The organism is Streptomyces humi (genome assembly GCF_001005085.2).
Classification (GTDB): domain Bacteria; phylum Actinomycetota; class Actinomycetes; order Streptomycetales; family Streptomycetaceae; genus Streptomyces; species Streptomyces humi.
Genome location: NZ_LBMU02000077.1, coordinates 16,779 through 35,590, shown reverse-complemented (window position 1 = coordinate 35,590; position 18,812 = coordinate 16,779). Strand labels below are relative to the sequence as shown.

Genomic DNA, 18,812 nt, shown 5'->3' with positions numbered 1-18,812 from the left:
GCGGCGGTTCAGAGGACCTTGCTGAGGAAGTCCCTGGTGCGCTCGTGCCGCGGCTTGTCGAGGACCTCGGAGGGCGGGCCCTGCTCGACGATCCTGCCTTCGTCGATGAAGACGACCCGGTCGGCGATCTCGCGGGCGAAGCCGATCTCGTGGGTGACGATGACGAGCGTGGTGCCGCTGGTGGCCAGGTCCTTGATGACGGAGAGGACTTCCCCGACGAGTTCGGGGTCGAGGGCGGAGGTGGGCTCGTCGAAGAGGATGACGCCGGGGCGCAGGGCGAGGGCGCGGGCGATGGCGACGCGCTGCTGCTGGCCGCCGGACAGCTGCCGCGGGTAGGCGCCGACGCGTTCGCCGAGGCCGACGCGTTCGAGGAGTTCCTTGGCCAGTGCCTGGGCTTCGGGCTTGGTCAGCTTCCCGGTGGCGACGGGGGCGGCGGCCACGTTGTCCAGCACGGTCAGGTGCGGGAAGAGGTTGAAGTTCTGGAAGACGAAGCCGATCCGGCCGCGCTGGGCCAGGATGGCGCGCTCGCTCAGCTCCTTGAGCCTCTCGCCCTGGCGCTTCACGCCGATCAGTTCGTCGTTGACGCTGACGTAGCCGATCTCGGGCTTCTCCAGGTGGTTGATGACCCTGAGGAGCGTGGACTTGCCGGAGCCGGACGGGCCGAGGATGACGGTGACCTCGCCGGGCCGGATGGTCAGGTCGACGCCGTCGAGGACGCGGTGGGCGCCGTACCACTTGTGGACGTCGTGGATCTCCAGGGCGGCGGGGGCCGTCTCCAGGGTGTCGGTGATGCTCATACGGCGGCCTCCCGGCGGACGCGGGCGCGCAGGTCGGTGAGGCCGGCCCGCAGTCTCTGCCAGGGGGTCGGCGGCAACGAGCGGGTGGCGCCCCGGGCGTAGTACCGCTCGACGTAGAACTGGATCACGGAGACGACGCTGGTGAGGATCAGGTACCAGACGGTGACCACCAGCAGCAGCGGCACGATGTCGCCGGGGTAGGTGGAGCCCATGCTCTGCGCGGTGCCGAAGAGGTCGAGCAGCGACACGTAGAAGACCAGCGAGGTGCTCTTGACGAGACCGATGAGCTGGTTGACGTAGTTCGGGATGATCGACCGGAGCGCCTGCGGGAAGACGATCCTGCGGAACTGGTAGCCCTTGGGCAGTCCGAGTGCGGCGGCCGCCTCGTGCTGGCCCTGGTCCACGGAGAGGATGCCGCCGCGGACCACCTCGGCCGCGTAGGCCGCCTCGTTGAGGCTGAGGCCGACGACGGCGATCACCATGTCGGTGGCGAGCTTCGACTCGTCGAAGGAGAAGAAGGCCGGCCCGAAGGGGACGCCGACACTCAACGTCCTGTACAGGGCACTGAAGTTGTAGAGGAAGAGCAGGACCACGATGAGCGGTATGGAGCGCAGCGCCCAGACGTAGGTCCAGCTGACCGCGCGCAGCACCGGGCTCTTCGAGAGCCGGGCCAGCGCGAGCAGGATGCCGCCTATGAGTCCCAACACCGCGCTGTAGGCGGTTACTTCGAGGGTGATGACCAGCCCGTCGAGGATGCTCGGCCGCAGGAACCAGTAGCCCCAGCGGTCCCACTGGTAGAAGGGGTTGGTCACCAGTCCGTGCGCGAACTGGGCGACCAGGACCAGGACGGCGGCGGTGGCCATCCAGCGTCCGGGCCTGCGCAGCGGCAGAACGCGCTGGGCGGCGAGGGGTTTTGACGGTTCGTCGGCGGCGGACGGCGCCTCGGGGGCGAGGGTGGCGCCTGGGGGTTCACTCATGGCGGGCTCCGGCGGAGTCGGACACCTCGGGTCCCGCGGCCGGGCACGCGGCACCGCGCCGTGTTCGGGCACGGCACGGGGCGCGGGGGCGCGCGGGACACTGAGGCTGGGCGGACGGCGTCACACCGGACGGCCGGTGCTTTCGTCAGGAACGCTGAGGCGCGATGCTGCGGGTACGGGGCGAGAAAGCCTGGTCAGACCCGACAGCGGGCACAGCCCGGTGCGGTACACGCGCTACACAGGGCGCTGTTGACACGGAGCAGGTCGACGGCACGGTCGGCGACGAGCGGGCTCGGGTACGGCTGTACGCAGCCCGCGGCGCGGCGCGGGGCCGTGCTGGAAGCTGCGTACATGTCCGTCACCTGTCACTTGGTGGCCCGGTGGGCCGCGCGCTTACCGAACGTCGTCATTCGGTCGGGTCGTCACCTGGGGCACCCCACCGCGGTGCGAGGGTTGCCGGTCAGCAAGCCAGGGCTCGATGCTGACGCTCTTGACCGTTCTGGTCCGTAAGTTAGGCAGCCGCCCGAACAAATGTCAACGCCTGTCCAGTTGGCGGAACGGCTGGACCGGCTCTCACCTGCGGGAAGCGTCCGCGGCATGCCCGGCCCAGTCCAGGATCTGGACGGCCGCGCCGGCGGCTTCCAGGCCCTGGCAGCGGCCGTGGTGGCGGCGGGCGATGCCGTCGAGGTCGAGGTGGGCGCCGAAGGCGGGGTGCGCGGCCAGCCGCCGGGCGTAGGCCCACAGCACCGGGTGGTCGGCGACGCGGTGCACGGCGGAGGCGTCCAGGTGGTTGCGGTGCACGGTGTCGAGCTGCACCAGGGTCACCCACAACTCGACGTCGGCGGCGGTCAGTCGACCGCCGGCCAGGAACTCGACGCCGGTGAGCCGGTGTTCCAGCTCGTCCAGCGCGGCGAGCAGGGTCTCCAGCGCCCGCGGGTCGCCGCCCTCCCGGCCGGCACGCTGCGCGGCCTGTTCGACGTCCTGGGCACACAGCCGCTCGACCGCCTCGATCTCGGCCTCGGCACCGCACGGGTACAGGCGCGTGACGCCGTCGCCGAAGTGCCGGTCGAGGTCGCGCAGGATGTCCCGGCCGTGGGTGGAGACGATCCGGCCCGACCAGTCGTCGCTGAGCACCGGCGCGAGGGCCGGTCCCGAGTAGCGGTGGGCGCTGGCCTCGTACAGCGGGCGCAGCGCCGTGTGGCTGCCGTCGGGATGGTCCGGGACGGCGGGCAGGAAGGTCACCGGACAACAGTCGTCCAGGGCGAGCAGGCTGTGGCCGACGGCGATGCGGAGGCCGTCGGGACAGGCGGTGGCGAGGTGGAGCCGGTAGCGGCCCGGCACGGCGTAGTGACCGCTGCGCGCGTCCCGTCCGATCCGGCCGCGGAAGGCGGGCGCGGTGCGGACGGACGGAAGGGCGGCGAGTGGAGTGATGGACATGCGTCTCCCCGGGTACGGGCGCGTGGACGTACGCGCGGCGGAAGCGTTCGTCGGAGGGCGGGCGCCGGCCCGGGCGACGGTGCGCGGGCGGCGGAGCGCGGGCGGTGGTGCCCGGTGCTGGGCGCGGACGGCCGTACCGTGCGACGGGGCGCGGACGGCCGTACCGGGCCACGGGGCGCGGACGGCCGTACCGGGCCACGGGGCGCCGGCGGTCAACCCGTACGGCTGATGGCGCTGCACACCCGCAGCAGGTCGATGTGCCGGCGGGAGGTGAGCAGCGGGGACGTGAGCAGGGAAGCCGGCCAGGGCGTACGGCACTCTCGGCGCTCCGTGCCGGTGACCACGCGCAGCCGATCCATCTTTCCCTACCTTTTCACTAGGATTCCCATCTGGAGTGTCGATCCGGCTCCGCCCGGCGTCAAGAGGGCGTCCACGCCTGGGACACCGGCTTCGCCCCGTCGGCGGGGTGGTACACGGCACCCCCCGGGACCGCGGCGCTCACCCGAACGGCGCGCGCGGGTGGTCGGTGGCCGGAACGGATGGTGGCGTGGAGGAACGTACCCGCGTTCCCCGCGAGGGCGCAGCGGCGCCTCCCGCGGAGTGACGTACCGCGTTCCCGAGGAGGCAGCCGCCATGACCCGTCCGTCCCGACCCGCGCGTACGGTCGCCGCGGCCCTGGCGGCGGGGGCCCTGCTCGCCACCGCCGCCTGTTCGGGCGGGAGCGACGGCTCCGGAGCCTCGGCCGTCTCGCCCGCCGCCGAGCGCTCTCCCGCGCCGTCGTCGACCCCCGCCCTCACCGGGGCGGGCGCGCAGGCGGCGCTGATCACGCCGGCCGACATCGAGGACAACTGGCAGCTGGCCACGGACGCCGCGACCTGGCGCAACACCATGCTGGTCGGCAAGGTCGACGTGGCCGGGTTCCTCACCGCCAAGGCCGACGCGGCCGACTGCCAGCGGCTGCTCGACGGCCTGTACTCCGACAGTCTGCTCGGCCGCGCCTCGGGCGCCTCCGGGCTGCGCGGCTTCACCTCGGACACCGCCCGGATGCTGTACCAGGTCGGCGACTACGGTTCGGACAGCCTCAACTCCACACTGACCTGGCTGAAGAGCCTGCCGGAGAAGTGCAACCAGTTCACGGCCACCGGCAAGAACGGTGACAAGCGCACGATCCAGGTCGTCTCGGCGCAGATCCCGGACGTGGGCGACGGCCGGGCGGCCCTGACGGTGACCGTGCAGGGCACCAGCGACGGGCAGCCCGTCACCTACGTCACGGATGTCGCGGTGCTGCGGATCGGCGCGTCCGGGGCGGCCGTCACCAACGGCGCCCTGGACGCCGTCGACCACGACAGCACCACGCTGGCGGTGCAGAACGGCGCCCAGCGCCTCAAGGACGTGCTCGCCGGCAAGACCCCGGCACCGATGCCGAGCCAGTTCGACTAGCGGTTCAGGGCCGCCGGTTCAGGATCGCCGGTTCAGGGCCGGCCCGCGATGTTGTTCGCCCAGACCGCGACATGGCCGGGTGCGTAGACGACCAGGTTCCGGTCGTTCTGGAGTTCCAGGTCCGAGCCCGGACGGCCGGCGGTGCCGGACGCCCAGACCGGGCGGTTGCCGGGCGCGACCACGACCAGGTTGCCGTCGTTCTGCATGAACAGCACGGAGTACGGGTCGTGGGTGCCGCTCTGCCAGACGATGCGGCCACGCGGGATGGTCTCGACCAGGTTGCCGTCCTGCTGCATCACGAGGACGTTGAGCCGGTTCGGACTGACGAGCCGGTCCCCGGGGTTGAGGCGGCCGCCGGGCAGCAGCCGGCCCCGGTACCGGGTGGCGGCCGGCGCCCCGAGGGCCGGGGCGACCGCGGACGGTTCGAGGCGGTGGACGGTCGTCACGCCGGCGGCCTGCGCGGCCGCGGCGGGGAGTAAGGACGATCCCAGTGCGGCGGCGAACACCGCGGTGAACGAGATGGCACGGCGAAGGTACGGCACATTCCCCCCTTGGATTCCGGCCCGTTGCCGAGGGCCGACCCGGGTAAGCATCCTCTTCCCCCGACGGCCCGGACAGGCGGCGGCCACCGCGCCCGGGCGCACGGCATGGCGTGCGCGCCCGGCCGCGGTGCGCCGCCGCGGGCCTGCGCCCCCCGACGCCCGGCGGCTTCGGCGGTCCTTGCCGCCACCGCCCTCCTTGACCACCCCGGACACCCTGGCTAGCGTAGCGTTCATTCCAATTGGAGTGAACGCTACGGTACAGCTGGAGCGACACGGCACGAGACGTGCGCCCGAGTCCCGAGTGAGGAACGACATGACCACATCGACCGGCCTGCCGGTGATGCAGGAGACGACGTACGACGTCGGCGGGACGCGGGTTTTCGTCGCCGAGGCGGGCAGCGGGCCGCCGGTGCTGCTGTTGCACGGCGGCGGCCCCGGCGCCACCGGCGTCTCCAACTACGCGCGCAACATCGCCGAGTTGGCCGAGGAGTACCGGGTCATCGTGCCCGACCTGCCCGGCTACGGCCGCAGCACCAAGGGCGTCGACCGCGCCGACCCCTTCGGACATCTCGCCGGCCGCGTCCGCGGTCTGCTGGACCGGCTCGCCCTGGACAGGGCCCACCTGGTCGGCAACTCCTACGGCGGCGCCTGCGCCCTGCGGCTCGCCCTGGACACCCCCGACCGGGTCGACCGCATGGTCCTGATGGGTCCCGGCGGCGTCGGCACCACCCGTGCCCTGCCCACCCGCGGCCTCAACAGCCTCCTCGACTACTACTCCGGCGACGGCCCTTCACGGCTGAAGCTGGAGAAGTTCATCCGCCACCATCTGGTCTTCAACGCCGCCGGTGTCCCGGAGTCGGTCATCGACGAGCGCTACCGGGCCAGCATCGACCCCGAGGTGGTCGCCGCTCCGCCTCTCAGGCGTCCGGCCGGACCGGGCGCTCTGCGCACCCTGTGGCGGACCGACTTCACCCGCGACCCGCGTCTGCGCCGGCTGCCCGTGCCCACCCTCGTGCTGTGGGGCGCCGAGGACCGGGTCAACCGCCCGTCCGGCGCGCGGATGCTGGCCGACCGCATGCCCGACTGCGACCTCTACCTGGTGGCGAACACCGGGCACTGGGTGCAGTTCGAACGGGCCGGCCTGTTCAACCGCCTCTGCGCGGACTTCCTGGCGGGCCGCCGGTGACCGGGGACGACGGGCACGCCGCCCGGTCCGGTCGCGCGGAGGTCTTCGGCGCCGTCCACCTCGGCCACCTCGTCATCGAGACCGACCGCCTCGCCGACTGGCCCGCTTCGGCACCGACGCCATCGGCATGCACCATGACGCGCTCTCCCGCGACCTGATGCGCTTCCGCCTCGATGACCGGGAGTGCCGCTTCCTGCTGCGGCGCGGTCCGGCCGAAGACGTCGTGGCCACCGGCTGGCACGTCGACGACCACACCACCTTCGAGCGGATCGAGGCCCGCGTCCGCGCCCACGGCGTGCCCCTGGTCGCCGGAACCGAGGAGGAGGCGGCCCTGCGCGGCGTCGAACGCCTGCTGCGGTTCCCCGGGCCCAAAGGCATCACGCAGGAGCTGTGCACCACCCCGGCGAAGTCCGCCGAGCCCCTGCGCATGCTCGCCTCCGGTTTCGTCACCGGGGATTCCGGCCTGGGCCACATCGCCCTGACCTCCACCAGGCCGTCGCGGATCCGGGGGTACTTCGACACGGTCTTCGACGCCCGTCTGACCGACGTCATCGAGGAGACCATCAGCGGCGTCCGGCTCAGGATCCGCTTCCTGCGCGTCAACGAACGCCACCACTCCATCGCGGTGGCCAACGTCCGCGGCCTGCCGGTCGACCCGATCCGCACCCGTGTCCAGCACCTCAACGTCCAGGCCGCCACCCTCGACGACGTCGCCCGCAGCTACCAGCGCGTCCACGAACTCGGCTTCGACATGGCGCTGTCCGTCGGCCGGCACACCAACGACCGCGAACTGTCCTACTACGCCCGCACCCCCTCCGGCTTCGAATGGGAAGTCGGCTGGAATCCCGTCGTCATCGACGAGACCACCTGGGAGCCCAGCACCCACCAGGGCATCAGCGTGTGGGGGCATCTCCCGGTCGGCCGGACGATCGTGGACACGCTCGCCCAGTTCCGCCTCGGCGCCCGCTCCCTGACCCGCCCGGAGGACACCGTGCCCGCCCTCAGCGGCGCCGGCATCGCCGACGACTGAGCGGCGGCTCCGGGGCCGTCAGGCGTCGAAGCGGCGGCGGGCGGTCTCGATGTGACCGAGGTGGGTACGGGTCCAGTCGCACATGCCGTCGACCGTCGCGCGCAGGCCCTGGCCGGGCTCGGTGAGGGTGTACTCGACCCGGGGCGGCACCGTGGGGTGCACGGTGCGCTCGACCAGGCCGTTGCGCTCCAGCATGCGCAGGTTCTGGGTGAGCATCTTGTGGCTGATGCCCTCGATCCCGTCGCGCAGTTCGCTGAAGCGCAGGGTGCGTCCGCCGAGGGTCTCGATGATCAGGAACGCCCACTTGTTCGCGACGTCGGAGAAGATCTCCCGTGCCAGGGAGTCCGCGCGCCCGAGATCCGCGTCGTCGGGCGAGCCCCTGAACTGCTTGGTCACCATCGGGTTCCCCAGTCACTGAAAAGTGCGTTCTTCCACGTCAGCGTCCACTCTCCTACGGTTCCCAGGTAACCACAAGAGAGTCAAGGAGACGGACGGTATGGCCATCACCCTGGTGAACCCCGACGGACTGCCCGAGATCGACGTCTACCGGCAGGTGGCGATCGCGTCCGGATCGAGGCTGGTCCTCGTCGCCGGACAGGTCGCCTGGGACGCCGAGGGGCGCACGATCGGCGAGGGCGACCTCGCCGCCCAGGTCGAGCAGTGCTACCTCAACATCGGCGCCGCCCTGGCCGGGGCCGGCGGCTCCTTCGGCGACGTCGCGAAACTGACCTTCTACGTCGTCGACTGGACCCCCGACAGGATGCCCGCCCTCCTGGACGGCATCTCCCGGGCGGCGGCGAAGCTCGGGATCACCCCGGTCCCGCCGGCCACGCTGATCGGCGTCGCGGCCCTGGACGTCCCGGAGCACCTGGTCGAGATCGAGGCCACCGCGGTCCTCGACTGAACGCGAACGGCCGAGGGCCGGTTCCGGATGTCTCCCGAACCGGCTCTCGGCCTGCGACTGTCTCCAGTCGGGACGACAGGATTTGAACCGGCGACCCCTTGCCCCCCAGAAGTGAGGGCCACAGAAACTACCCGCACATATCAGGCATAACTAGGACGCAGAACGCGCGCCTCCGTGCGTGCCGTTCAGGGTCGTGAGTACCGCGTGGTCCCCCACTGGTCCCCACGGCATCAAGACCACGAGGGCGCCCCCCGATCCCATCCGGGTGGCGATCGAGACCTCCCTAGGACTCCTGGTCGCCTGCCTACGGGCCGGCTCGCCGTCTCCCCGAAGAAGCCGGAACACCAAGGACGCGGTTGCCCTGGCGAACATCCTGCGCACGGACACCGAGTTCCACCGCCCGCTGCCGACCGGCTCGGACCTGATCAGGGCAATCGCCGTCCTCGCCAGGGCTCAGCAGGATTCGGTCTGGGGCCCTACCCGAGCTCACAACCGGCCCCGATCGCACCTGCGCGAGTACTAACCCGCGATCCTTGAGGCGTTCGCAGCGAAGCGCAAGCAGCTGCTGACCCGGGAAGCCCGCACGGTCCTGTCGATCGCGCCCACTGTAGCCGAGGACGCCCGACTGCTTCAGGCATTCCGCCGGAGCCGGCTTCGCCGCCCGGCTCTGGTCGAGAAGCCGATGAAACGGCAGACACTCGCCCTCCTAGCCCAGCTCGACGCCGCCTGCCAGGCATGCAACAACCTGGCAGCCGACACAGAAGAGCTGTTTCTGCAGCATCCCGACGCCAAGATCATCACGAGCTTCCTCCGCCTGGCCGCTCTCACCGGCGCACGGGTTCTCGCCGAGATCGGCGACGACCACACCCGGTCCACCCACGCTGGCAATCTGAAGGCTCATGCCGGAAACGCGCCCGTGACCCGTCAGCCCGGCATGAGTCGCCACGTCACCCACCGCCGGATCAAGAACAACAGATCGGCCGCGACGGTCAACCCAGCCGCCAGCCATGGAAAGGTCCACGCGCTCTACAAGTCGTGGGGGTACGAGGGCATCGGACAGAGCCAGCCGGCGCCAACGGCGACGGAACCGTCTACCAGCGGAAAGACAACCGCTGGGAAGCCGCCGGATACGTCCTCGCCCCCGGCAATACCCGCAAGTGCATCCGCGTCTACGGCAGTTCGCGGAAGGAAGCACTGGCCAAACTCAGCGAGAAGATCGCCGCCAGCAACCGCGGCCTCCCCGCGCCGCCCGCACAGGGCAGCCTGGCCGCCTACCTGACGTACTGGCTCGACGCTGTCGCCGTCCACCAGCTCCGCGAAAACACCCCACACCCGCTACACCGCTGTCACCCGCCTCTACCTCATCCCCGGCCTCGGACGGAAGAAGCTCGCCAAACTCACCGCCAAGGACGTCCGCACCTGGCTCAACCAGCTCCGCACCACCTGCCAATGCTGCGCGCGGTCTCGACGCCGCCCGTGTCGAGCCCCTCTGCTGCGCTGCCGGAAAGTGCTGCGCAAGACGGCTCTCACCGCTGACCCTGACCTACGTGCACTCCGTGCTCAAGCCCGCCCTGGAGCACGCCGTGCGCGAGGGGGAGATCCCACACAATGTAGCCCGCAACGTCCGCACCGGCGCACCATGGCCGCGCCGCTTCGAACCCCTCACCACCGAAGAAGCGCGCGAGTTTCTGGCCGCCGCCAGCGGACACCGGTTGCAGCCGCTGTTCGAACTCGCTCTGCACACCGGCCTCCGCAAGGGCGAACTCCTCGGCCTGCGCTGGGAAGACCTCGACCTGGCCGGCGGAACCGCCAGCATCCGACGCACCCTCCAGCGCACCAACTCCAGCGGCCTGACCGCCCTCCCGACGAAGACCCAGAACTCGGAGCGACGGATCGCACTGCCCACCGCGTGCCTGCGCTCCCTCGAACAGCACCGCGACCGGCAGCGCAAAGAACGCGAAGCGGCCGGGACGGACTGGAAGGACAGCGGCTACGTCTTCACCCGCCCCGACGGCTCCCCAATCGAAGGAGCCACCCTCACCCGCCACTTCAACACCCTGCTCCACCGGGCCCGTCTCCGCCGCATTCGTTTCCATGATCTGCGGCACTCGGCCGCGACCCTCCTCCTGGAACAGGGCGTCGAACTCGTCGTGATCAAGGAGCTGTTGGGGCACGCCCACATCGGCGTCACCGCCGCCGTGTACGCCCACGTCCGACTCCGCCTCCAGCGCGACGCCATCGACCTCCTCGGTCACGCCCTCCGCGAGCCCACCTGGAACACCAGCAAGCCCGACGACGGCGACGAACCTCCCCTCTGCGTAGCCCCCGTCCCCTGACGTTGCCGTCAACTACTGCCGTCAAGCTACGTGAAGAGCCCCGCCGCGATCTCCCGGCGGGGCTCTTCACGTAGATCTCGATCAATCACCAGAAGGTAACCGACCGCCATCAGTCCGGCACGGTCACCCAATTCCAATCCGCCGTCTGGATGTTCACCAGATCCACGCTACAGAATTCTCGCGAGAGTGAAACCAGACGAGACATTTGCAGGCACAGCCTATTCACCAGCACACCGCGCCTGATCTCGAACCTCTACGGGCAACACCTCAGAGGTTTCCATTTCACGGAGAATCCCTCGAACGACATCTTGATCGAAATCCTCTCGGTGAGACATTTCAATCACCCACGGAGCGGCCAGTTGCATCCAGTACGAACGGCCAGACTTCCACGCCGACTCGACCGTCAACTCAATTAGCCTCTCAGGAGTTGATACACCACCCTGACGGAGTTGTACCCACGAGCCGGAAAATTCAGTCAAGGATTCAGAGAGATCACGTTCCATGTAGGGCCACATAGGAACGAACCCGGAGCTCACAAGCGCAGCGCGCCCTTCCGATTCCACCCCGACCCCAATACGGCCGTCAGGCATGATCCCGATCCATGCCCCATCTCCTCGGTACACCACCGGAGTCCAATTGCCCATCTCAACCCCATGGCCTGTAGTCGAAGTCAATGCCTTGATCACTCATGAATTTCTGGAACTGCTGGCGCGTGGAGTCTGTCCATCTGTGGCCGTAGTGACCGCTATTTTCCGTGAACACCAGGCGCCCATTATCTCGGAAGAGCGTGCCGCCCAGGACTGTCCCTCTATCCATGCCCGCCTTTTCCGCAAGCTGTTCATGCGGGCTGAGACCCCCGGGAATGCGCTCACGATCACCTGCCAGGAATCTCCCCGAGCTCGAATCGAAGACAAATTCCGTCTCCGGCTTCGTCGATGTGAAGGATTTCAGGGCGTCAGCAGTTCCTTCACCCGCCCCCAGCGCGACGTCGCCGCAGGTGTTATGCACCAGGACCGGCGTCGACCCAGCCAGTACATAGTACGTGTGGAGCTGCTCGACAGTGAGGTTGTAGCGGTTGGCGGCGCCAGGTGTGCCGTGGACCCTTACGACGGTGGTGGGCTGGTCATGGACGCTGGCGAGGTGGTCGCCGGGTTTGAGGCTGCCGGCGGGTACCCAGGTGCGGGTGGTGGCGTCGTAGAAGGGATGGTTGGAGGTGGTGTGGATGATCTCCGTACGGCCGTGACCGGTATTGATGATGACGTCGAGGAGGTCGTTGTCGTGATTGATCCAGACGTGCTGGACGGTTCGGGCACCCTTGTCCTTGGCGGTCGTGGGGTCGGCGGATTCGACCTTGTCACCCGGCTTGATCTTGCCGATGGGCTTGGTTCTGCCCTTGGCCATGAGGACAGGGGTGTCGGGCGAGAAGCTGCACTTCCCACCGCCAAGGCCTTTGCCTCTGAAGCCGCCGCCGGGACCTTCCCCGCCGCCTCCTGTGAGGGCAAATATGGCAGCCGCGGCTACCCCGATGGAGGTGCCGGTCTTGCCCAGGCAGCCGGTTCCGTGGCCGAGTGCCATGCAGGTGAGGAATTTCAGGTGGGTAATGATGTGCTGGTCGGCCTCGGCCTCTGCAGCGTCCTGCGGGTCCGCCAGGCAGTCCCAGCCGAAGTCTCGGCACGCGGTGTCAGTCTCTTCGTTGAAGATCTTGGCGAACTGGTTGGCGTATTTCCAGTTGCGAGGAATGAAGACCTGCGGGTAGATCTCCATGTACTTCTTGTGGAAGGCCGCACTGGCAGCGCGGCGCTTACTTGCGTCCACTTCCCCCTGGTTGTTCGGGTCGCTATTGGAGCTGTTGACGACGTCACAGCCGTTGCAACCCCAGGAAGCGTCGTTGAGCGCCTTGCCGCCGCTGTTCCGGGTCGGCGTGTTGTTGCCGTACTGGGCACCGCCGCCACACTCGTCAGGAGTCTGGCAGGCCATGAGGCCGCTCGGGTCGCTGTTGGTGACGGGGTTGTCACTGGCGTAGGTGTAGCCTCCGAGTGACTGTGGGCTGGTCGGCTGGAGGAGCGGGTCGGCGCTGATGAAGCGGCCGAGGGTGGGGTCGTATTTCCGGGCGCCGACGTCTGTGTAGCCGGTGGTGGTGTCCTGGGGTTTGCCGAGGTAGGTGTGGGTGGGGTCGGGCCAGGTAGTGGTGTTGGCGCTGGCTCGGGGCTGGCCGTAGGGGGTGTACTGCTGGCGGGCGACCTGCTGGGTGGTGGTGTCCATCGACAGGGTCGCGGTGCCGTTGGGGGCGCTGAAGAGGTACTTCACGCCCCCGCCGACAAGGCTGGAGTGGAGGGCTACGGGGGTCCCGGTGCCGCCGTGGGTGTAGGTGCGAAGGGCGCCGAGGAGGACATTGGGGGTGACGCCGGTGTTGACGACGATCTCTGTGTCGCCGACGAAGAGGGTGGTTTGGCCGGGGTCGCGGCGGATGAGCTGGTTGCCGTCGGCGTCGTACAGGTACTTGGTGGTGGCGGGGCTGGAGCCGCTGGTGTCGACTTGGGCCAGGTGGCCTTCGTCGTCCCAGGTCAGGGTCTGGCCGGGTCCGGTAGTGGGGGTGCGGGTGTGTAGGTTGCCGTTTTCGTCGTAGCCGAAGGTCGTGGGGTTGGTGCCGCCGGTGGTGGAGGTGAGGGTGTGTGGCTGGGCGCCGGTGGCATTGCAGTTGGCGGTGCACCCATTGACGTAGGCCGTGGTGACGTTGGTACCGGAGCTGCCGATGGCATGGTCGATGCTCTGGCGGCGGTCGCCTATGGCGTCGTAGCTGAAGGACTGCCAATAGGAGCCGGGCGTTGTGGTGAGAGTGCTGGCCGTGGGTGGGTTGACGGTGCAGTTGGTGGCGGTCCAGGCATCCGTGAGCCGGTCCAGGGCGTCGTAGCCGTAGCACTGCTGGTCGGTGACGGTGTTGCCGGTTTCCGACTGCAGGTCGGTGGTGGAGATCGGGTTACCGAAGGCGTCGTAGGTGTACTTCGTGTCATCGACTGTCGGGCCGGGGGCCTGGGTCCGGTCGATGGTCCGTTCCGTCAGTCGGCGGGTCTGGTCGTTGTAGTGATAGGTGGTCGTGGCCGGGTTGGTCGATGCGCCCTGGACGACGCGCGACGGGGCGCCGAAGTCCGTGTAGACGGTCGAGCTGACATAGCTGCTGACGCTGCCGCTGCTGCTGGCCGTCGGGTTGCCCAGCGCGTCGTGGTCGTAGTCGATGACCTCGCTGCTCAGCCCCTTGGTGGACGGATCGGTCTGGGTGGCCAGCAACTGGTCGTTGATGGTGTACGTGTAAGTCGTCGTGTAGGTCGACGGCAGCGGTGTCTCGGAGGCCGGCAGGGAGATCGTCGTGCCGGTCGGCTGGCCGAGGGCGGTGTAGCCGGTGGTGGCGATCGTGTAGCCGCCAGTGGTGCCCTGGACGTAGCGGGTCGATGAGGTCGGCAGGCCGATGCGCTTGGTGTCGTACAGCCAGGAGGCGAACTGGAAGTTGGACTTCGACTTGTCACTGGCGGTGAGTTTGCGGCCCAAGAGGTCGTAGGTGTAGTCGAGTTCGATCTGTTTCGCCTCGTCGGTGGTGGACACGAGGTTGCCGGCATCGTCGTAGCCGTAGCTGCTCTTGCCCACATCAGGGTCGTTCTGGGTCTTCTTGCGTCCGAGGAGGTCGTAGTCGAACGTCCATACGGTGTGATCGGGGCCGGTGACCTGGTGCTGCTGTCCGGCGGCGTCGTAGCCGTAGGTGGTGGGTGAGGTGGTGCCGTCGGTGGCGGTGAACCCGTTGGCCGCGTTGCCGGAGACGGTGGGTGCGACGGTGTACTGGTCGAGTTCAGTGTTCTGGCCGCGTGCGTTGACGACTGCAGTGGTGGCGACGCCACCCTTCGGGGGCAGGACGGTGGTCTTGTCTCCCGTGTAGGCGGTGGTCGTGGTCCAGGTCTTGAGGCCGTTGTGCTCCTCGGTGACCAGGTCTGCGCGGCCCATTGCGTCGTGGTCGGTGACGGTGGTGTCGGGGATGCTCACCTGGGACACGGGGATCTGGGTGTTGCGGGGGCTGCCCGCCACGTTGTAGGCGTTGTTGGTGACGACGGTCCAGCCGTGCGAGTCGTACTGGGTGTCGCTGACCGCCGTGCTCGCGTTCTCTGCGGTCGCCTGAGTCTGCACGGGGCGCAGCATGGCGTCGTACAGCGTTTCGCTGGCCGCGTAGCTGCCGTTGTCCAGGAGGGAGTTGGCGGCGACGATCGAGGGTCCTGTCTGGGACAGGCTGTAGGTGTAGGTCGTGTTCGCGGGGGCGCCGTTGGTCTTGCTCTCGTTGGGCAGCCATACCCCGTTGAGGCGGCCGAGGGCGTCGTAGGTGAGTGAGGTGAGTCGGCCGGCCGCATTGGTCTGGGCGGTGGGCTGGCCGCGGGACGGGTCCATGGTGCTGTGGGAGACCTGGCAGTCTTTGGAGCTGGTTGTGGCGGTGGTGCAGGTGGCCCCGGGGGTGACCTGGATGGCTGTGACGATGTCTGTCGGGAGCTCTCCCGTGGCCGGCGTGTAGCTGGTGGCGGTGTTCTGGGAGAGGCTGGCGCCGTTGGGAGCGGTGGAGTGGGGCGTGCGTGTGGTCAGTGTGACGCGTCCGTAGCCGTCGTAGGCGACGGAGGATTCGTCGACGAACGCGGTCGCGGTGGCGCCGGTGGATGCGGACGCTTTCTGGACCAGGGTGACGTCACCGGTCTTGGGAAGCATCGGGTTCTGCTGGCCGTCCCCGTCGTAGGTGAAGGGGTTGCCGTCGTAGGACGTGCGGACGTCTGAGATCAGCGTGCCGCCAGGCGTGGCCCCGGCTGCGGAACAGTCCTGGTCGGTGGCGATGGTCTCGGCGGGCAGTACGAGGGTGTCCACGCTGCCGGTGATGTAGCGGTTGTACGTGCAGTTGGTGACGTTGTCGCTGGCTGCGGTCTCGCCGCGGTCGTCGACCTGTACGGGCATGCCGGTCGTCGGCTTGCCCAGGGTGGTGTTGTAGAAGGTGTCGGTCTCGGTCTTGCGCCAGCCGTAGGAGACCGCCTGCCGGGTGAGGCTTTTGACGGTGCGGACCATCTGCCCGGTGAGGTCCGGTAGGCCGCTGCGGGAGCGGGAGGCCGTGGGTCCGATGATGGTGGGCACGGTGACGGTGGCCGAGTTCAGGCTTCCGGTGGCACCGGTGTAGGTGTCGGACTCGAAGACCTGCCCGGCCAGCGCATTGCTGTCCGCCACGCTGACGGCGCCGTCCTGGCTGGTCAGCGCCGGCACCGAGCGGGTCTTGCCGCCGGGCAGGGTGTCACCGTTCATGCCTAGGAAGTAATAGGTCTTGCTCAGGGTTTTCTGGTCGTAGACGTTGGAGCCGTTGGTCAGATGGAACACGGTGGGGTCACCGGTGGTGACGTCTACCTCCGGGTAGCCCCGGAACTGCCCCCAGGTGCGGTTTTTGGCCTTGACGAGCTCGTTGTCGTCGTAGTGCCAGCCGGGGTTGCCCTTGTAGGCATAGTCCGTCTCCAGCTTGGGCTCGGTGCCGTCCTGATAGGAGTTGTGCGTGTCCTCGGTGACGACCGCGGTGACCTTGTACTTGTAGAACCAGTCCATCCACGGGGCCGGCTGCCCGTCGGGGGTCCAGTACACGGGGAAGCACGACAGTGTGTTGGTCGACGCGAAGGTCTTGGCGGCTGCGTCCGTGGGGTCGTTGGGGTCACTGGCCGGGGCGCTGGAGCAGTTGGGCCGGTCGTAGGTGACGGTGGTCTGGGCGCCGGTCTCGCTGGTGACCGTCTGGATGCGGTCGTGGTACATCAGCGGCATCTGCGGGATCGTGCCGACCCGGTTGGGCAGCTGCAGCGGCGGGTCGAAGTTCACTGCCGGTGTGGAGGTGCTGCCCGATGCGCCGCCCAGGGTGTCCAGGCCGGTGTGCTGGATGGAGTCCAGCCACAGGGTGGGGGCGTGGTCGCCGCCGTCGGGGAAGGACTGGGTGAAGCTGTACTTGTCGACCTGCTTGGTCACGCCGCCCGTCTGGATCTGGGTGGTGATCGACGTCAGGCGCTTGCGAGACCAGAAGCTCGGACCGTGGCTGGTGCAGCTCGACGAGCCCGAGGTGCAGTTGAGGTCGACCGGCACATCCGGCCAGTACGCGGCGTTGGCAGGGGTGAACTGGCTGTCCGCGCAGGTATTGCCGGAGGGCGCGCCGGCGATGCAGCGTTCGGCGGAGGCGTCGAACACGATCTGCTCTGGCGCCGTGCCGGAGTAGATCGTCGTGGCGGTCATGCCGTAGTCGATGCGGGACAGGGTGCCCCCGCGGGTGTAGGCCACCGCGGTGTCCTTCAGGTCCGCGCCGTAGTAACCGGTCTCCGGCGTGTAGTACCAGGCGGTGGCGTTGCCATGGGTGTCGACCGCGTAGTCCAGGTTGAAGCGGTAGCCCAGCGTGCAGGAGGTGGAGGCGAAGTCGGTGCTGTCCGGGCAGTCGGACACGCCGCTGTGCGCGTGGTACACCGGCACCGTCCACACGGACTTGGTCTCGTCCTTGCCGCTGGACCAGCCCGGCAGGCGGTTGAGGCCGAAGAAGTACTGCACCCCGCCCTCGGTGACCTTGAAGTACTCCCCGTTCTTGGTGCCGTTCGTGCCGTTGCTCAGGTCCTCGATCTTGGTGGTGGAGTTGTCGTCGCCGGGACGGAAGGTCTTGGTCGCGTCGTCGTAGACGATGTCGGTGGACGTGCCGTTCAGCGACAGGGTCAGGATCTGGCCCGCCCAGCACTCGTCGCCGTCGTTCTTCGGCGCGCCGGACGAGGAGTCGTCGTCGCACGACTTGTAGGTGCGTTCGACATAGTTCTCCGTCGAGGCCCAGCCGTCGCCCAACCACGAGGACTGGTTGTTCGTCCCCTCGGTGCGCGCGTCCTGGCCGGCGGAATTGTACGACAGGTCCACATTCGGGGCCACTCCGCCAAGAGCCGGCGGTACGGCAATTGGGTAGCTGTAGGTGAACGAGCCGGTGTTCCCCGAGGTCGACCAGGAACCGCCCGGCGCCAGACTGGTCGCCGAGTAGTCACCAGCCGAGCCTGAGGTGCCAGCGGTCGCGGCCAGAACAACCATGGCGCCGGACGACGCCGTCACCGACCGGGCGGAGCCGGTGGCACCCGACGACGCCACACTCGGTCCCGGAACTGCGACCTGCGCGGACAGCGGCGATCCAGGGGCGGTGCGCACCGGGGTCTGAGCCTGGCACTTGGCCAGCTCCGGCGTGGTCAGCGCACAGGCGGGCAGCTGAACCAGGTGGAGGCGCGAGGCGAAGTCACCGCCGAAGGCATAGCGGAACGACGAGTCGTCCACGCGAAGCGCGACCTTCCCGCTTCCCGGGCTGGTGCGTTGCAGCGTCAAGAGCACGCCATGAACACCGGCCGTGCGCGCGGACTTCTGGGCCAGCATTGTCACGCGTATCCGCTGTGACCCGGTGACGGCTGCCGACCGGGGCTGCGGACCTGCGGCAGCACCGAGCAGGACGGGCAGACTTCCGGCCCGTACCTGAGTCGCCTTGGCGCTCAGGCTCGCGGAGGCAGCCTCGTTGGGCAGGGTCACCATGGCGCTGCCCGGCGCAGGGAGCTTCGTGTGCCCGCTGGGGTCGAAGTGCTTGAAGGACTTGGGAGTTGAACTGCGTTTGGGCCATGGCCGGGATAGAGGGACCCGTCTGTTCTGCGGTGCGGCGGGAAGTGCCACCTGGGGCTTGGCTGGAGACGCCGCGGCCGCGCCCGCGGGTAGCAGGCCCACCACCAAGGCGCCGACCATCACCACCGCCGTGCGGCGAACTCTCCGGGCAGCCCAGGCCGCCTGACCGCGTCTCCACCCCGAAATCCACGCCATGCCGTGCGTCCCCTCCCCCAGCCCCGAATCGCCTAAGTCCCTCTCGACTTGGGTGATTTGAGTGCACGTGAAACGGAGGCACACGTCGGTCTAGTCCCCCCGCGGGGGATCACGCTACGGCCCGAGATCGACTCGATACGTAAAGTATTTCCATAGGAAACACAAATGAATCACCCAGAACGGAACGCAGGTTGACGTCAATGCGTCAAAATCGGGCTACGGACGGTCACTTGGCGATTCATTGACGATGGACCCCGCGCACACCGGCCACACAGAATGCACAGCGGCGCGGGGCCCACGGGG

Annotated in this window: 11 protein-coding genes, 4 pseudogenes and 1 riboswitch; of the genes and pseudogenes, 8 read left to right on the top strand and 7 right to left on the bottom strand. The window is 68.7% G+C overall.

Going from position 1 to position 18,812, the window contains the following annotated elements:
• Positions 1-8: 8 nt before the first annotated feature.
• From AAW13_RS30790 to AAW13_RS46090, 4 genes are all read right to left on the bottom strand, one after another.
• Complete coding sequence (locus AAW13_RS30790) at positions 9-797, bottom strand: amino acid ABC transporter ATP-binding protein (RefSeq protein ID WP_046728176.1); 789 nt, start codon at positions 795-797, stop codon at positions 9-11.
• Positions 794-1,774 (bottom strand): amino acid ABC transporter permease, encoded by a 981-nt coding sequence (locus tag AAW13_RS30785; RefSeq protein WP_046728175.1) that lies wholly within the window; start codon positions 1,772-1,774, stop codon positions 794-796. Before AAW13_RS30785 ends, AAW13_RS30790 begins: the two co-directional genes overlap by 4 nt.
• Before the next feature lie 384 nt (positions 1,775-2,158).
• Positions 2,159-2,270: riboswitch (SAM riboswitch) on the bottom strand.
• 77 nt (positions 2,271-2,347) lie between these two features.
• Positions 2,348-3,211 (bottom strand): glutathione S-transferase C-terminal domain-containing protein, encoded by an 864-nt coding sequence (locus tag AAW13_RS30780; protein WP_046728174.1) that lies wholly within the window; start codon positions 3,209-3,211, stop codon positions 2,348-2,350.
• A gap of 212 nt (positions 3,212-3,423) precedes the next feature.
• Positions 3,424-3,570 (bottom strand): putative leader peptide, encoded by a 147-nt coding sequence (locus AAW13_RS46090; RefSeq protein WP_167391747.1) that lies wholly within the window; start codon positions 3,568-3,570, stop codon positions 3,424-3,426.
• Between the two features lie 274 nt (positions 3,571-3,844).
• On the opposite strand from AAW13_RS46090, the gene AAW13_RS30775 reads away from it, so the two are divergent.
• Positions 3,845-4,651, top strand: a complete 807-nt coding sequence (locus AAW13_RS30775) for a hypothetical protein (RefSeq protein WP_046728173.1) — start codon at positions 3,845-3,847, stop codon at positions 4,649-4,651.
• Positions 4,652-4,683: 32 nt separating this feature from the next.
• On the opposite strand, the gene AAW13_RS46085 is transcribed toward AAW13_RS30775, so the two are convergent.
• Positions 4,684-5,193: a hypothetical protein gene (locus AAW13_RS46085; RefSeq protein WP_052768492.1), complete on the bottom strand. Its 510-nt coding sequence runs from the start codon at positions 5,191-5,193 to the stop codon at positions 4,684-4,686.
• Positions 5,194-5,506: 313 nt separating this feature from the next.
• Here AAW13_RS46085 and AAW13_RS30765 point away from each other — a divergent pair, with 313 nt between their 5' ends.
• Both AAW13_RS30765 and AAW13_RS30760 read left to right on the top strand, forming a co-directional pair.
• Positions 5,507-6,379, top strand: a complete 873-nt coding sequence (locus tag AAW13_RS30765) for an alpha/beta fold hydrolase (protein WP_046728172.1) — start codon at positions 5,507-5,509, stop codon at positions 6,377-6,379.
• Positions 6,376-7,409 (top strand): annotated as a pseudogene (locus AAW13_RS30760) (VOC family protein). The gene AAW13_RS30765 and the pseudogene AAW13_RS30760 overlap by 4 nt, the downstream one beginning before the upstream one ends.
• Before the next feature lie 18 nt (positions 7,410-7,427).
• Here the strand turns inward: AAW13_RS30760 and AAW13_RS30755 are convergent.
• Positions 7,428-7,808 (bottom strand): winged helix-turn-helix transcriptional regulator, encoded by a 381-nt coding sequence (locus AAW13_RS30755; protein WP_046728171.1) that lies wholly within the window; start codon positions 7,806-7,808, stop codon positions 7,428-7,430.
• A 97-nt stretch (positions 7,809-7,905) separates the two neighbouring features.
• Between AAW13_RS30755 and AAW13_RS30750 the strand changes: the two genes are divergently transcribed.
• The 5 genes and pseudogenes from AAW13_RS30750 (at position 7,906) to AAW13_RS30735 (ending at position 10,649) form a co-directional block, all read left to right on the top strand.
• Positions 7,906-8,313, top strand: a complete 408-nt coding sequence (locus tag AAW13_RS30750; protein ID WP_046728170.1) for a RidA family protein — start codon at positions 7,906-7,908, stop codon at positions 8,311-8,313.
• Positions 8,314-8,491: 178 nt separating this feature from the next.
• On the top strand, positions 8,492-8,836 hold the full coding sequence (locus tag AAW13_RS47860) for an IS110 family transposase (protein WP_052768491.1): 345 nt from the start codon (positions 8,492-8,494) through the stop codon (positions 8,834-8,836).
• 159 nt (positions 8,837-8,995) lie between these two features.
• Positions 8,996-9,226: pseudogene (locus tag AAW13_RS47855) on the top strand (IS110 family transposase); the annotation flags it as partial.
• A 72-nt stretch (positions 9,227-9,298) separates the two neighbouring features.
• A pseudogene (locus AAW13_RS47095) lies at positions 9,299-9,394 on the top strand (GNAT family N-acetyltransferase); the annotation flags it as partial.
• Positions 9,349-10,649: pseudogene (locus AAW13_RS30735) on the top strand (tyrosine-type recombinase/integrase). The pseudogenes AAW13_RS47095 and AAW13_RS30735, both read left to right, overlap by 46 nt.
• A 645-nt stretch (positions 10,650-11,294) precedes the next feature.
• Here the strand turns inward: AAW13_RS30735 and AAW13_RS30730 are convergent.
• Positions 11,295-18,077 (bottom strand): polymorphic toxin-type HINT domain-containing protein, encoded by a 6,783-nt coding sequence (locus AAW13_RS30730; RefSeq protein WP_167391748.1) that lies wholly within the window; start codon positions 18,075-18,077, stop codon positions 11,295-11,297.
• Positions 18,078-18,812: the final 735 nt, after the last annotated feature.

Bases quoted from the DNA above. Each gene is read 5' to 3' on its own strand.
- AAW13_RS30790 (WP_046728176.1), bottom strand. From the start codon at position 797: ATGAGCATCACCGACACCCTGGAGACGGCCCCCGCCGCCCTGGAGATC.
- AAW13_RS30785 (WP_046728175.1), bottom strand. From the start codon at position 1,774: ATGAGTGAACCCCCAGGCGCCACCCTCGCCCCCGAGGCGCCGTCCGCC.
- AAW13_RS30780 (WP_046728174.1), bottom strand. From the start codon at position 3,211: ATGTCCATCACTCCACTCGCCGCCCTTCCGTCCGTCCGCACCGCGCCC.
- AAW13_RS46090 (WP_167391747.1), bottom strand. From the start codon at position 3,570: ATGGATCGGCTGCGCGTGGTCACCGGCACGGAGCGCCGAGAGTGCCGT.
- AAW13_RS30775 (WP_046728173.1), top strand. From the start codon at position 3,845: ATGACCCGTCCGTCCCGACCCGCGCGTACGGTCGCCGCGGCCCTGGCG.
- AAW13_RS30765 (WP_046728172.1), top strand. From the start codon at position 5,507: ATGACCACATCGACCGGCCTGCCGGTGATGCAGGAGACGACGTACGAC.
- AAW13_RS30755 (WP_046728171.1), bottom strand. From the start codon at position 7,808: ATGGTGACCAAGCAGTTCAGGGGCTCGCCCGACGACGCGGATCTCGGG.
- AAW13_RS30750 (WP_046728170.1), top strand. From the start codon at position 7,906: ATGGCCATCACCCTGGTGAACCCCGACGGACTGCCCGAGATCGACGTC.
- AAW13_RS30730 (WP_167391748.1), bottom strand. From the start codon at position 18,077: ATGCTGGCCCAGAAGTCCGCGCGCACGGCCGGTGTTCATGGCGTGCTC.